The sequence below is a fragment of the Enterobacter chengduensis genome (assembly GCF_001984825.2).
Taxonomy (GTDB): domain Bacteria; phylum Pseudomonadota; class Gammaproteobacteria; order Enterobacterales; family Enterobacteriaceae; genus Enterobacter; species Enterobacter chengduensis.
Map to the genome: position 1 here is coordinate 505,914 of NZ_CP043318.1, position 12,498 is coordinate 518,411.

Annotated in this window: 15 protein-coding genes; 7 read left to right on the top strand and 8 right to left on the bottom strand. The window is 55.8% G+C overall.

What is annotated here, in order from left to right:
• Positions 1–22: 22 nt before the first annotated feature.
• Entirely contained in the window at positions 23–1,051 is a 1,029-nt protein-coding gene (gene epmB / locus FY206_RS02460) for an EF-P beta-lysylation protein EpmB (protein WP_032643760.1), read from the bottom strand.
• A gap of 40 nt (positions 1,052–1,091) precedes the next feature.
• Here epmB and efp point away from each other — a divergent pair, with 40 nt between their 5' ends.
• The 3 genes from efp to ecnB all read left to right on the top strand — a co-directional run bounded on the left by efp (position 1,092) and on the right by ecnB (position 2,103).
• Positions 1,092–1,658 (top strand): elongation factor P, encoded by a 567-nt coding sequence (gene efp, locus FY206_RS02465; RefSeq protein ID WP_008502940.1) that lies wholly within the window; start codon positions 1,092–1,094, stop codon positions 1,656–1,658.
• Between the two features lie 58 nt (positions 1,659–1,716).
• Positions 1,717–1,848, top strand: coding sequence for an entericidin A/B family lipoprotein (locus FY206_RS02470; RefSeq protein ID WP_032643762.1), 132 nt, complete (start codon positions 1,717–1,719; stop codon positions 1,846–1,848).
• Positions 1,849–1,956: 108 nt separating this feature from the next.
• Positions 1,957–2,103: a lipoprotein toxin entericidin B gene (gene ecnB / locus FY206_RS02475; RefSeq protein ID WP_003025482.1), complete on the top strand. Its 147-nt coding sequence runs from the start codon at positions 1,957–1,959 to the stop codon at positions 2,101–2,103.
• A gap of 37 nt (positions 2,104–2,140) precedes the next feature.
• Here the strand turns inward: ecnB and FY206_RS02480 are convergent, their stop codons facing one another.
• On the bottom strand, positions 2,141–2,740 hold the full coding sequence (locus FY206_RS02480; RefSeq protein ID WP_032643765.1) for a helix-turn-helix transcriptional regulator: 600 nt from the start codon (positions 2,738–2,740) through the stop codon (positions 2,141–2,143).
• 261 nt (positions 2,741–3,001) lie between these two features.
• Between FY206_RS02480 and sugE the strand changes: the two genes are divergently transcribed.
• Positions 3,002–3,319 carry a quaternary ammonium compound efflux SMR transporter SugE gene (gene sugE / locus FY206_RS02485; RefSeq protein ID WP_006178944.1) on the top strand — a complete coding sequence of 106 codons (318 nt, stop codon included), beginning with the start codon at positions 3,002–3,004 and terminating at the stop codon, positions 3,317–3,319.
• Here the strand turns inward: sugE and FY206_RS02490 are convergent.
• Positions 3,316–3,846 (bottom strand): lipocalin family protein, encoded by a 531-nt coding sequence (locus tag FY206_RS02490; protein ID WP_032643767.1) that lies wholly within the window; start codon positions 3,844–3,846, stop codon positions 3,316–3,318. The genes sugE and FY206_RS02490 overlap by 4 nt on opposite strands.
• 153 nt (positions 3,847–3,999) lie before the next feature.
• Entirely contained in the window at positions 4,000–5,145 is a 1,146-nt protein-coding gene (locus tag FY206_RS02495; protein WP_032644152.1) for a cephalosporin-hydrolyzing class C beta-lactamase ACT-53, read from the bottom strand.
• A gap of 132 nt (positions 5,146–5,277) precedes the next feature.
• On the opposite strand from FY206_RS02495, the gene ampR reads away from it, so the two are divergent.
• Positions 5,278–6,153: a LysR family transcriptional regulator AmpR gene (gene ampR / locus FY206_RS02500; RefSeq protein ID WP_032643769.1), complete on the top strand. Its 876-nt coding sequence runs from the start codon at positions 5,278–5,280 to the stop codon at positions 6,151–6,153.
• 29 nt (positions 6,154–6,182) lie between these two features.
• Here the strand turns inward: ampR and frdD are convergent, their stop codons facing one another.
• From frdD to frdA, 4 genes are read right to left on the bottom strand one after another with little or no spacing between them, the layout of a single operon-like run.
• Complete coding sequence (frdD, locus tag FY206_RS02505) at positions 6,183–6,542, bottom strand: fumarate reductase subunit FrdD (protein ID WP_032643770.1); 360 nt, start codon at positions 6,540–6,542, stop codon at positions 6,183–6,185.
• Between the two features lie 10 nt (positions 6,543–6,552).
• Positions 6,553–6,948, bottom strand: coding sequence for a fumarate reductase subunit FrdC (frdC, locus tag FY206_RS02510; protein WP_032643771.1), 396 nt, complete (start codon positions 6,946–6,948; stop codon positions 6,553–6,555).
• 10 nt (positions 6,949–6,958) lie between these two features.
• On the bottom strand, positions 6,959–7,693 hold the full coding sequence (locus FY206_RS02515; RefSeq protein ID WP_032643773.1) for a succinate dehydrogenase/fumarate reductase iron-sulfur subunit: 735 nt from the start codon (positions 7,691–7,693) through the stop codon (positions 6,959–6,961).
• Positions 7,686–9,476, bottom strand: a complete 1,791-nt coding sequence (frdA, locus tag FY206_RS02520; RefSeq protein WP_032643775.1) for a fumarate reductase (quinol) flavoprotein subunit — start codon at positions 9,474–9,476, stop codon at positions 7,686–7,688. The genes FY206_RS02515 and frdA overlap by 8 nt, the downstream gene beginning before the upstream one ends.
• A gap of 310 nt (positions 9,477–9,786) precedes the next feature.
• On the opposite strand from frdA, the gene epmA reads away from it, so the two are divergent.
• Positions 9,787–10,764 (top strand): elongation factor P--(R)-beta-lysine ligase, encoded by a 978-nt coding sequence (epmA, locus tag FY206_RS02525; protein ID WP_032643778.1) that lies wholly within the window; start codon positions 9,787–9,789, stop codon positions 10,762–10,764.
• Between the two features lie 198 nt (positions 10,765–10,962).
• Positions 10,963–12,462 carry a glutamate/gamma-aminobutyrate family transporter YjeM gene (yjeM, locus tag FY206_RS02530; protein WP_032643780.1) on the top strand — a complete coding sequence of 500 codons (1,500 nt, stop codon included), beginning with the start codon at positions 10,963–10,965 and terminating at the stop codon, positions 12,460–12,462.
• Positions 12,463–12,498: the final 36 nt, after the last annotated feature.

Consider the following 12,498-nt stretch of genomic DNA (forward strand, 5'->3'; position numbering starts at 1 on the left):
AGAGGGTTAGGGTGAGGGGAAACTAGCACTGCCGCAGCTGCAAATCCAGCGGCGTCTTGCTCGGCTCTCCGCCAATCTCGCGTGCCAGCTTCGGCACCATATAGCCTGAAACCAGCGTTAACAGTTCGCGCATAATCTGCCGGGCTTCTTCATCCGTCACCATGAAATGCGCCGCGCCCTGAACGCGATCCAGCACGTGCAGGTAATAGGGCATCACGCCCGCATCAAACAGGGCATTGCTCAGGTCAGCCAGCACGCGGGCGTTGTCATTTACGCCGCGCAGCAGCACGCTCTGGTTCAGCAGCGTCACGCCCGCTTTACGCAGTCGCGCCATCGCCGCGCGAAACGCATCGTCAATTTCGTTGGCGTGATTGATATGATTTACCAGCAGCACCTGCAGACGAGACTGCTCCAGGCGCGCCACCAGGCCGTCGGTGATGCGTGCAGGGATAACAATCGGTAAACGGCTGTGAATGCGCAGGCGCTTAACGTGCGGGGTGGCTTCAAGCTGGGTCATCAGCCAGTCCAGCTCATGATCTTTCGCCATCAGCGGGTCGCCGCCGGAAAAAATAATCTCATCCAGCTCCGGATGGGCGGCGATATAGTCCAGCGCGACCTGCCAGTTGCGTTTATTGCCCTGGTTTTCGGCATAGGGGAAGTGCCGACGGAAGCAATAACGACAATTTACCGCGCAGCCGCCTTTTACCAGCAGCAGGGCGCGGTTGTGATACTTGTGCAGTAAACCCGGCACCACGCTGTTTTGCTCTTCCAGCGGATCGGTGCTGTATCCCGGCGCAGTAATGAACTCATCCTGCGACGTAAGCGTCTGTTTTAAGAGCGGATCGTCGGGGTTGCCTTTCTCCATTCGCGCCACAAAGGCACGGGGAACGCGCAGGGCGAAAAGGCGCTTTGCCTCGCGGCCTGCAAGCAACGCTGGGTGCTGATCGAGGTCTAAAAGACGCAGCAATTCATCAGGACTGGTGATTACATCGGCAAGTTGCGATAACCAATCTTCTCTGGACGGGGTGTTTAGGGTTACAATATGCGCCATTTTGTGGCTTAGCTACCAGTTAACAAATTTAGAGGGCCTTATGGCAACGTACTATAGCAACGATTTTCGTGCTGGTCTTAAAATCATGATGGACGGCGAACCGTACGCGGTTGAAGCCAGCGAATTCGTTAAACCAGGTAAAGGCCAGGCATTCGCACGCGTTAAGCTGCGCCGTCTGCTGACCGGTACCCGCGTTGAGAAAACCTTCAAGTCTACTGACTCTGCTGAAGGCGCTGATGTTGTAGATATGAACCTGACCTATCTGTACAACGACGGTGAGTTCTGGCATTTCATGAACAACTCCACTTTCGAACAGCTGTCTGCTGATGAGAAAGCGGTTGGCGATAGCGCTAAATGGCTGCTGGATCAGGCTGAGTGCATCGTGACCCTGTGGAACGGCCAGCCTATCGCTGTGACCCCACCAAACTTCGTAGAACTGGAAATCGTTGAAACCGATCCAGGTCTGAAAGGTGATACCGCAGGTACCGGCGGTAAACCAGCCAAACTGTCTACCGGTGCAGTGGTTAAAGTGCCACTGTTCGTACAGACTGGCGAAGTGATCAAAGTGGATACCCGCTCCGGCGAATACGTGTCCCGCGTGAAGTAATTTACGTCATGATTGACGGCGCAGCGCCCGCTGCGCCTGATTTTTGCAGGCAGGGATGATGAAACGTACCGTTAAAATTCTGCTACTGTTGGCGCTTTCCAGTGCATTGCTTTCCGGATGTAACACCGCGCGCGGCGTGGGTGAAGATATCCAGGATCTCGGCCATATCATTTCTCACGCTGCCAGCTAACACCGTTTAATTTTCCTAAAAATGCTTCCTTTTCCGTCAAACGGCGGGATCTTGTCTATTCTTAAGTTGCTATACACAAAACAACTTTGGCTATAAAAGGAAGATATTATGGTTAAGAAGACAATTGCAGCGATCTTTTCAGTCCTGGTGCTTTCTTCAGTGTTAACGGCCTGTAATACCACGCGCGGCGTCGGTCAGGATATTTCTGAAGGTGGTAGCGCAATTTCTGGTGCGGCAACAAAAGCTCAGCAGTAATATATATACGGTACGAGATCCGTCGGGTTTCGTACCGTCAGCTTTCTGATTCCTGCAGGGATAAGAACGGAGAAAAACGCGTATCCATATGCAGTTTCATGCGGATATTGCGCTTGTAGGTATAGACCGTTTTTCCGTTGATACTCAGGTGAGCGGCAATTTTTTGATTGCTCGCACCGTCCATCCACAACGTCAGCACCTTCTCTTCCTGCCGGGTCAGCAAGGGGGCCGCCGCCGTTGACCGTTCCGCGCATGCGCGCGAAATCAATGCGTCGTTGATGACCGTTGCCACTTCTTCAAGACCGGCATTTTTCAGCAATGACGACCACACCGGGAACTGCCCGAGCCAGTCGGTCATGCCGCGGTCTTCTCCCGATTGCAGCAAAATAAACGGCAAGCGTTCACTGGCATTAAGCAAGGACGAGAGCTGCTGAAAATGGTGGATATCCTGCCTGAAGCCGTACAGGTCAGCGATAACCAGCGTGGGTTTCCATTGCAGAATGTGCTCCCTGGCAAGGAACAGGTTATTCAGCCCGGTCACAACGTATTGTCCCGGGAACAAACCGGAATGATTGAGCCATGCTTCAAACCCCGTGCGGGTGAAGTGACAACGGTCAATCACAAGAATCTTGAACATATTTTATTCGCAGTCGGCTAGTGGTTTGGCTTCCTGCCATCAGAAAGCACATCATCATAGAGAAGTCGGATGAGTGCTAAATGCCGGAACTACGGGCCATACTGCGGCTATTTCTTGCCTTAACGTGTTCAGCAAAAAATGATTGAAAAAAAATAGCACGCTAACCACAATATGGGGCGTAATCTCTGCCTTACGGGACGACCCGTAAGCGTTTCTTTCACCGGGGACGGCCCCAGCTTGTATTAAGTTAAGGAGCCTGAAATGTCCTGGATCATTCTTTTTATCGCTGGCCTGCTCGAAGTGGTATGGGCGATTGGTCTCAAATACACCCACGGATTTACCCGCCTGACGCCCAGCGTCATTACCGTTACCGCGATGATCGTCAGTATTGTTCTGCTCTCCTGGGCGATGCGCTCCCTGCCTGTGGGAACGGCGTATGCCGTCTGGACGGGCATTGGTGCCGTGGGTGCCGCCATCACCGGCATTCTGCTGTTGGGTGAGTCGGCGAGTCTGGCGCGTATCGCCAGCCTCGCGCTGATTGTGGCGGGAATTATTGGGCTTAAGCTCAGCACCCATTAATGGGGCTGTTTAACCCAGATAAGTTTTGATACATCAAACCCTTGCCGGGTCGCGACGTCCAGCATCTGCTGTTTCATTTCTGGCGAAATAGTTGGCGTGCGGGAGAGTATCCACAGATAGTCGTGATCCGGCCCGCAGACCAGCGCGTGACGGTACTCTCTGTCGAGGGCGATCACGTTATAGCCGCCATAGAAGGGGCCAAAGAAAGAGACTTTAAGCGCGGCCCTTCGCGGGTCGCCCGTGAAGTACGCTTTCCCAACTGACTGTTGCCACATCTCCCGGTCGGGATTATAGCCCCGGTTGATCACCTGAATACCGCCATCCTCCATCGGACTGTAATTCGCAGTGACCTTCTCCAGGCCCTGCTCAAACCGATGGTCGAGGCGCGCGATTTCATACCATGTTCCAAGGAAGCGTTGTGCATCGAAAGGCGTAACGACGGTAACGCCAGGAGGTGGGGTTGGGGAACTGCAGGCAACCACTAAAAACGCGGCTGTCACCGCGGCGATAACAGGCAGAATGCGCATAGGAGTTTCCTTACTGTTTTTTGTTAAGTGTAGATGACGGCAAGGAAAATGTGGGGGAGCGTGCGGTTTGTTTCGCCGGGTGGCGCTGCGCTTACCCGGCCTACAAAATCAATCGCCCTCTCCCTGTGGGAGAGGGCATCAGGCCGCAATGTTTTACTGCAATGCGTCGAGAATGCGGTACGCCGCCTCCACCCGCGCAGGGTTTGGATAGCTTTTATTCGCCAGCATCACGATGCCGAGATTTTTCTCCGGAATAAATGCTACGTAGCTGCCAAACCCGCCGGTAGAGCCTGTTTTATGGACCCAGGATGCCTTAACCGGCGGCGCTGGGGGATTCACCTCCCTCGCAGGCAGCGGCGCCAGCGCCACCTTATTGTCGCTACCGTCAACCACGGTTTTGGCATCGACCGGCCAGTTAAGCATTTCCCAGCCTAAGCCCTGGTACATCGCCCCCACGCGCCAGTAGCGAGACTGCGCCAGGGTGATACCTTGCCCGAGCGACGTATCCTGAAGGGCTTCCGGCTTCATGTTGACCATCACCCAGCTTGCCATATCCTGCACGTTGGTTTTCACGCCATAAGCTTCTGCGTCGAGCATGCCCGGCGAAACGTGCACCGCTTTACCGTCACGGTATCCCCAGGCGTAATGCGCCTCTTCCGCTTTCGGAACGTTAATCCAGGTATGGTCCAGCTTGAGCGGCTTAAGGACCCGCGTCGTTATGGCCTGCTCATAGCTCATGCCGGAAGGCTGCACCGCCAGCGCGCCAAAAAGACCGATGCTGGCGTTGGCGTAAAGACGCGTGGTACCCGGCTTCCACTGCGGCTGCCAGTTTTGATAAAAGCGCAGCAGAGAGGCATTATCCGTGACATCATCCGGTACCTGTAGCGGCAGACCTCCTGCGGTATAGGTGGCCAGATCCAGCATGCGGATCCCCTGCCACTGCTTGCCTGTCAGCGCGGGCCAGTACTTTGTCACAGGGTCGCCCAGCGATATTTCACCGCGAGCAACGGCATCGCCACCCAATACGCCGGTGAAGGTTTTACTTATAGATCCCAGCTCGAACAGGGTCTGTGGGGTAACGGGTTTGTTCTTTGCGACATCGGCTTTGCCAAAGGTAAAGTAGTGCGGCTGACCCTCATAAATCACCGCCACCGCCATACCCGGAATGGCCTGCGCTTTCATTAACGGCGTAACGGTTTGTTCCACCACTTCAGCCAGCTGTTTTTCTGACAGCGGTCCAGCCAGCGCTGAGCAGGAGGTGCTGAGCAGCAGGGCGCAGCAAAGAGTTTTTGTCATCATCATTTATCTTCCGTAATAGCAGTTCAAGGGAGTGTCCGGGCCCGTCAGACCGCTGTAGTCTGGTGGATTTGACTATGGCTGACAAACGGTTAAATTTAGCATTAGCTGTTAATTTTTCTAACGGATGAGGCCATGACGCGCAGCTATCTTCCACTCAATTCCCTGCGGGCGTTCGAAGCAGCCGCCCGGCACCTCAGCTTTACGCATGCGGCAATCGAGCTCAACGTCACCCACTCGGCGATTAGCCAGCACGTAAAGGCGCTGGAGCAGCACCTGAATTGCCAGCTGTTTGTCCGCGTTTCGCGTGGGCTGATGTTGACCACCGAAGGCGAGAATTTGCTGCCGGTGCTGAATGACTCGTTCGATCGCATCGCCGGAATGCTGGATCGCTTTGCCAGCCAGCGCGCTCAGGAGAAGCTCAAAATAGGCGTGGTGGGGACGTTTGCCACGGGGTTTCTATTTTCTCAGCTCGCGGACTTTCGCCGCTGCTATCCGCATATCGATCTTCAGCTTTCCACCCATAACAATCGCGTCGATCCGGCCGCTGAAGGTCTCGATTACACCATTCGCTACGGCGGCGGCGCGTGGCATGGAACCGATGCGGAATTTCTTTGCTCTGCGGCGCTGGCGCCGCTCTGCACACCCGACATCGCCTCCTGTCTGAAAAGCCCGGCAGATATCCTGAAGTTTACCCTGCTGCGCTCCTACCGGCGCGACGAGTGGGCGGCGTGGATGCAGGCTGCGGGTGAACATCCTCCCTCGCCGACGCATCGGGTTATGGTGTTTGATTCGTCCGTGACCATGCTGGAAGCCGCGCAGGCGGGCGTAGGAATTGCCATTGCGCCTGTCGATATGTTTACCCATTTGCTCAGCAGCGAGCGCATCGTGCAGCCGTTTGCAACGCAGATTGACCTTGGAAGCTACTGGCTCACGAGGCTGCAGTCTCGCGCAGAAACCCCCGCCATGCGTGAGTTTGCCCAGTGGCTGGTAGAGAAGATGCAGAAATAAAAGGCCCGCCGGATGGCGGGCCAGAGGCGTCAAAGGGTGACTACGGCAATCAGCGTCACCACGGTCAGGATCGTCGCCAGACCGTAGAACACCCATTTCCCGCTTGGGACATGGATTTTCAGGTCATGCATCGCGTGGTGAATACGGTGCAGACCACACCACAGCGGCAGGACGATCATCAGGAAGATGAACACGCGGCCAATAATGCTGCTCGCGAACGCCAGCACGCGCTCGTAGCTCAGCGCATCGCCCGGGAACAGCCCCAGCGGCAGCATAATGCCGACCAGCAGGATGATGACGGGCGCGATGATGGCACTCCACATGCCGCCTGCGCCAAACAGGCCCCAGAAGACCGGCTCGTCCGAACGTTTTGGATTTGGATTGATCACGGGTGTCTCCTTACCAGAACAGTGCGACAAACAGAATGACCACAGTGACCAGGATCGTCACCCCCCAGAGTCCCTTAATCACCGGCTCTGGTCCCATTTTCTCGTCTTTTATGACGATGTTCGCGGCTTTTGGTGCCAGTTCAAACCAGGTTTTGGTATGAAGCAGCGCGGCCGCGAGCACGATCAGGTTCAGAACAACGATGATGGGGTTTTGCAGGAAACCGACAAAGTTCGCCCAGGTTTCCGGCCCGTGCTTGAGGGCAAAAACGCCGTACATCAGCTCAAGGCTGAACCAGACAGCCGGTACCGCCGTGCCTTCACGCAGCATGTAAAAGCGATAAAACGGCAGATTTTTCCACCAGGTGGACGGCACTGGCCGCACGTAGGCTTTGCGTTTAGTCGTCATCATGCACTCCTTAGCGTGGTTTCAGGGTTGCGATAAGAAAGTCTTTCGAGCTTTCCACTTTACCCTGCTGAATGGCGGCGGCCGGGTCGACGTGCTTCGGACAAACTTCGGAGCAATAACCCACAAAGGTACAGCTCCAGACGCCGTTCTGGCTGTTGAGCTGCGCCATACGTTCTTTTTTACCGTGGTCGCGGCTGTCTTCGTTGTAGCGGTGCGCCAGGGTAATGGCGGCCGGGCCGATGAACTCCTTGTTCAGGCCAAACTGTGGACAGGCGGCGTAGCACAGGCCGCAGTTGATGCAGCCGGAGAACTGATGGTATTTCGCCATCTGCGCCGGCGTCTGGGTATTGGGCCCCTGATCCGGCGTGCGCGGGTTGCCAATAATGTACGGCTTAATGGCTTCGAGGCTTTCGATAAAGTGGGTCATATCGACCACCAGATCGCGCTCAATTGGGAAGTTGCCCAGCGCTTCAACCTTAATGCCTTTGGTGTAATCGCGCAGGAAGGTCTTACAGGCCAGCTTCGGCACCTTGTTGACCATCATGCCGCAGGAGCCGCAGATCGCCATGCGGCAGGACCAGCGGTAGCTCAGGTCCGGTGCCAGGTTGTCTTTGATATAGCCGAGCGCATCCAGCAGGGAAGTTTGCTCGTCATAAGGCACTTCATAGAAAACGCTGTGCGGTGCGGCGTCCACTTCCGGATTGTAGCGCACCACTTCAACTTTCAGTTTTTGCATCTCAGCCATTCGCCTTCTCCTTCTTCTCGGCGTCCTCTGCTTCTGCACCGTACACGCGTTTCGCCGGCGGCAGCGTGGTGATTTTCACGTCGCTGTAGTCTAGACGCGTGGTGCCATCCGCATCGCGCCAGGCGAGAGTGTGTTTCAGGAAATTGACGTCGTCACGTTCGGTACAGCCTTCGTCCAGGCGCTGGTGGGCCCCGCGCGACTCTTTACGCGCCAGCGCAGAGTGCGCCATACACTCTGCGACGTTCAGGCCGTGGCCCAGCTCGATGGTATAGAGCAGGTCGGTGTTGAAGACGCTGGAGGTGTCGGTAATGCGCACGCGCTTGAAGCGCTCCTGCAGTTCCGCCAGCTTGTCGACGGTTTTCTGCATCAGCTCAGGGGTACGGTAGATACCGCAGCCTTCTTCCATCGACAGACCCATTTCATCGCGGATCTTCGACCAGTTCTCGTTACCTTCCTGGTTCACCAGATCTTTCAGGCGTTTTTCAACGTCTGCGACCTGCGCATCCAGCGCGGCACCGTTGGCTTCGCCTGCGGTTGCCGCTCGCTCCATCGCGCGCTCGCCCGCCATGCGGCCAAAGACGACCAGCTCCGCCAGCGAGTTAGATCCGAGGCGGTTAGCGCCGTGCAGGCCCACGGAGGAACACTCGCCGACGGCGAACAGGCCCTTAATTCGGGTTTCACACTGCTGGTCGGTTTCGATCCCGCCCATGGTGTAGTGCGCCGTTGGGCGAACCGGAATCGGCTCTTTCACCGGGTCAACGCCCACATAGGCTTTCGCCAGCTCGCAGATGAACGGCAGACGTTCCAGCAGCTTCTTCTCGCCGAGGTGGCGTAGGTCAAGATAGACCACATCGCCGCGCGGGGTGGAGATGGTGTTGCCTTTGCGCCACTCGTGCCAGAAGGCCTGAGAAACTTTGTCGCGCGGACCGAGTTCCATATATTTGTTCTTCGGCTCGCCGAGCGGCGTTTCCGGGCCCATGCCGTAATCCTGCAGATAGCGGTAGCCATTTTTGTTGACCAGAATACCGCCTTCACCGCGGCAGCCTTCCGTCATCAGAATGCCGGAGCCCGGCAGGCCGGTTGGGTGATACTGCACAAACTCCATATCGCGCAGCGGCACGCCGTGGCTGAGCGCCATGCCCATGCCGTCGCCGGTAACGATGCCGCCGTTAGTATTGTAGCGGTACACGCGTCCCGCGCCGCCCGTTGCCATCACCACCGCGTTAGCGCGGATCTGGACAAGCGTGCCTTCCATCATGTTCATCGCCACCAGGCCACGCGCCTGGCCGTCATCAACCAGAATGTCGAGGACGAAGTGTTCATCGAAGCGCTGAATTTGTGGGAACTGAAGGGAGGTCTGGAACAGGGTGTGCAGCATGTGGAAGCCGGTTTTATCGGCGGCGAACCAGGTGCGTTCGATCTTCATTCCGCCAAAGCGGCGGACGTTGACGCTGCCGTCCGGGCGGCGGCTCCACGGACATCCCCACTGCTCAAGCTGGGTCATTTCCGTAGGACAATGGTGCACAAAGTAGTCAACGACATCCTGTTCGCAAAGCCAGTCGCCCCCTGCAACCGTGTCGTGGAAATGGTATTCAAAGCTGTCATGATCCTGCGCAACGGCGGCGGACCCTCCTTCTGCTGCCACTGTGTGACTACGCATTGGATAGACTTTTGAAATCAATGCGATTTTAGCGTTGGGATTAGCTTGTGCTGCAGCAATCGCAGCGCGTAATCCAGCCCCGCCAGCGCCTATTACGGCAAGATCGGCTTGAAAAGTTTGCACGACATTCCTCCAGGTTTTTGTTATTTCGCAACGCGACAAACTAAAGGTAGTTCACCCGCCCAAAGGGACGATTGCGAAAGCGTTTCCACTGCTCCTTTATGGGTAAAACAGTATAACCGTGTAGATGACAGGGAAATTTGACGTGTTCGATTTTTTTGCTGTTCTGTGCGGTGATTTATCATAGTGATTGATGAATTGCGTCACACAATTGTTCACCTAAATGAAATGCGCGTTTTTACTGCGCAAAATTTGTCTCCGCCCCTGCTAACGAGTAGACTTCGTGCCCTTGTCTGAAATCGGAGAACAACTCATGAGCGAAACGGCCACCTGGCAGCCGAGCGCATCCATCCCTAATCTGTTAAAACGCGCAGCAATTATGGCGGAGATCCGCCGTTTCTTTGCCGATCGCGGCGTCCTGGAGGTGGAAACCCCGTGCATGAGTCAGGCAACGGTGACGGATATTCATCTCGTCCCGTTTGAAACCCGTTTTGTTGGCCCCGGCCACTCTCAGGGCATGAATTTGTATCTGATGACCAGCCCGGAGTACCACATGAAACGCCTTTTGGCGGCAGGATGTGGTCCGGTGTATCAGCTGTGCCGCAGCTTCCGTAATGAAGAGATGGGGCGACACCACAACCCGGAATTCACCATGCTGGAGTGGTACCGCCCGCATTATGATATGTACCGCCTGATGAATGAGGTGGACGATCTGCTGCAGCAGGTGCTGGAGTGCTCAGAAGCCGAAACGCTCTCCTATCAGCAGGCATTCCAGCGCCATCTGGACATCGATCCGCTGTCGGCGGACAAAGCCCAGCTTCGCGAAGTGGCGGCAAAACTGGATCTGAGCAACGTGGCGGATACCGAAGAGGATCGCGATACGCTGCTGCAGCTGCTGTTTACGTTTGGCGTTGAACCGCAGATTGGCAAAGATCGTCCGACGTTTGTCTATCACTTCCCGGCAAGCCAAGCGTCACTGGCGCAGATCAGTACCGAAGATCATCGTGTCGCAGAGCGTTTTGAGGTCTATTTCAAAGGCATCGAACTGGCGAACGGCTTCCACGAGCTGACCGATGCCCGCGAGCAGCAGCAGCGCTTCGAGCAGGATAACCGCAAGCGCGGTTCGCGCGGACTGCCGCAGCAGCCTATTGATGTGAATCTGCTTGAAGCATTAAAAGCAGGCTTGCCGGATTGCTCCGGCGTCGCGCTGGGCGTTGACCGCCTGGTGATGCTGGCCCTGGGCGCAGAGCAGCTGGGCGATGTGATTGCCTTTACGGTCGATCGCGCGTAAAGAATTGCCGGGTGGTGCTATCGCTTACCCGGCCTACGCTTCTGGTGGCAATTATCCTTTCCATTTCTTCATGGCAACATTAAAAACTGCCATTTTCTGTGTACACGGGTCTTTTTCTTAATTTGCCCCTTATAGCCACAATGTTTATCTGGTCTTCTGCTACCATCCGCGCAATTTAATTCCTCTTCGGATGGTGCTATGTCCCAGTCACTTAAAAAGATGACCCTCACCGGGCTCATCCTGATGATCTTTACCTCAGTCTTTGGCTTTGCCAACAGCCCGTCAGCGTTCTATCTGATGGGCTACAGCGCGACGCCGTTTTATATCGTTTCTGCACTTTTCTTCTTTATCCCGTTTGCGCTGATGATGGCGGAGATGGGCTCGGCTTACCGGAAAGAAGAGGGCGGGATCTACTCATGGATGAATAACAGCGTCGGTCCGCGCTACGCGTTTATCGGCACGTTTATGTGGTTTTCGTCCTACGTGGTCTGGATGGTCAGCACGGCGGCCAAAGTGTGGGTGCCGTTCTCAACGTTTCTTTTCGGTGCCGATCAAACGCAGGTCTGGTCTTTAGCCGGGCTGAGCTCCACGCAGGTCGTTGGGATTCTGGCGGTCTGCTGGATGGTGGTGGTGACGCTGGTGGCGTCAAAAGGCATCAACAAAATTGCCCGGATTACCGCGGTTGGCGGTATTTCAGTGATGTGCCTGAACCTGGTGCTGCTGCTGGTGAGTATCGCGATTCTGTGCCTCAACGGCGGACATTTTGCGCAGGAGGTCAATTTTGTTTCATCGCCTAATCCGGGCTATCAGTCCGGGCTGGCTATGCTCTCCTTCGTGGTATTTGCCATCTTTGCTTACGGCGGTATTGAAGCCGTAGGCGGCCTGGTCGATAAAACGGAAAACCCGGAAAAGAACTTTGCGAAAGGCATTATTTTTGCCGCCATCGTCATTTCCATCGGCTATTCGCTGGCCATTTTCCTCTGGGGCGTCAGCACAAACTGGCAGCAGGTGTTGAGCAACAACACGACTAACCTTGGCAACATCACCTATGTGCTGATGAAAAGCCTGGGGATGACGCTGGGACAGGCGATGAACCTGAGTCCAGAGGCGGCATCGGTAATGGGCGTCTGGTTCGCGCGGATTACCGGCCTGTCGATGTTCCTGGCGTACACCGGCGCGTTCTTCACGCTGATCTACTCCCCGCTTAAAGCGATTATTCAGGGTACGCCGAAGGCGCTGTGGCCTGCGCGTATGACCCAACTCAACGCGACGGGTATGCCTGCCAACGCGATGTGGATGCAGTGTCTGCTGGTGTGCGTGTTCATTCTGCTGGTGTCATTTGGCGGCGATACGGCGTCTGCGTTTTACAACAAGCTGACCCTGATGGCGAACGTGTCGATGACGCTGCCGTACCTGTTCCTGACCCTGGCATTCCCGTTCTTTAAGGCGAAGCAGGATCTCGAACGTCCGTTTGTGATTTTTAAAACCCGCGCGGCAACGCTGCTGGCCACCTCGGTGGTGCTGCTGGTGGTGGCGTTTGCCAACATCTTCACCATTATTCAGCCGGTGATTGAGGCGAACGACTGGAACAGCGCGCTGTGGATGGTCGGTGGACCGATCTTCTTCTCGCTGCTGGCGATGGGGATTTATGAGAATTACCGTCGTCGCGCGACGGCGTTCGTCCCAGACGTGGCGTAGCGGTAGTATTCCCCTCCCAAAAGGGAGGGGAGATGC

Excerpts from the sequence above, each read along its gene's own strand:
- FY206_RS02495 (WP_032644152.1), bottom strand. The coding sequence starts at position 5,145 with ATGATGACAAAAACTCTTTGCTGCGCCCTGCTGCTCAGCACCTCCTGC.
- FY206_RS02470 (WP_032643762.1), top strand. The coding sequence starts at position 1,717 with ATGAAACGTACCGTTAAAATTCTGCTACTGTTGGCGCTTTCCAGTGCA.
- FY206_RS02480 (WP_032643765.1), bottom strand. The coding sequence starts at position 2,740 with ATGTTCAAGATTCTTGTGATTGACCGTTGTCACTTCACCCGCACGGGG.
- ecnB (WP_003025482.1), top strand. The coding sequence starts at position 1,957 with ATGGTTAAGAAGACAATTGCAGCGATCTTTTCAGTCCTGGTGCTTTCT.
- epmA (WP_032643778.1), top strand. The coding sequence starts at position 9,787 with ATGAGCGAAACGGCCACCTGGCAGCCGAGCGCATCCATCCCTAATCTG.
- FY206_RS02515 (WP_032643773.1), bottom strand. The coding sequence starts at position 7,693 with ATGGCTGAGATGCAAAAACTGAAAGTTGAAGTGGTGCGCTACAATCCG.
- FY206_RS02490 (WP_032643767.1), bottom strand. The coding sequence starts at position 3,846 with ATGCGCATTCTGCCTGTTATCGCCGCGGTGACAGCCGCGTTTTTAGTG.
- efp (WP_008502940.1), top strand. The coding sequence starts at position 1,092 with ATGGCAACGTACTATAGCAACGATTTTCGTGCTGGTCTTAAAATCATG.
- epmB (WP_032643760.1), bottom strand. The coding sequence starts at position 1,051 with ATGGCGCATATTGTAACCCTAAACACCCCGTCCAGAGAAGATTGGTTA.
- ampR (WP_032643769.1), top strand. The coding sequence starts at position 5,278 with ATGACGCGCAGCTATCTTCCACTCAATTCCCTGCGGGCGTTCGAAGCA.
- yjeM (WP_032643780.1), top strand. The coding sequence starts at position 10,963 with ATGTCCCAGTCACTTAAAAAGATGACCCTCACCGGGCTCATCCTGATG.
- sugE (WP_006178944.1), top strand. The coding sequence starts at position 3,002 with ATGTCCTGGATCATTCTTTTTATCGCTGGCCTGCTCGAAGTGGTATGG.
- frdC (WP_032643771.1), bottom strand. The coding sequence starts at position 6,948 with ATGACGACTAAACGCAAAGCCTACGTGCGGCCAGTGCCGTCCACCTGG.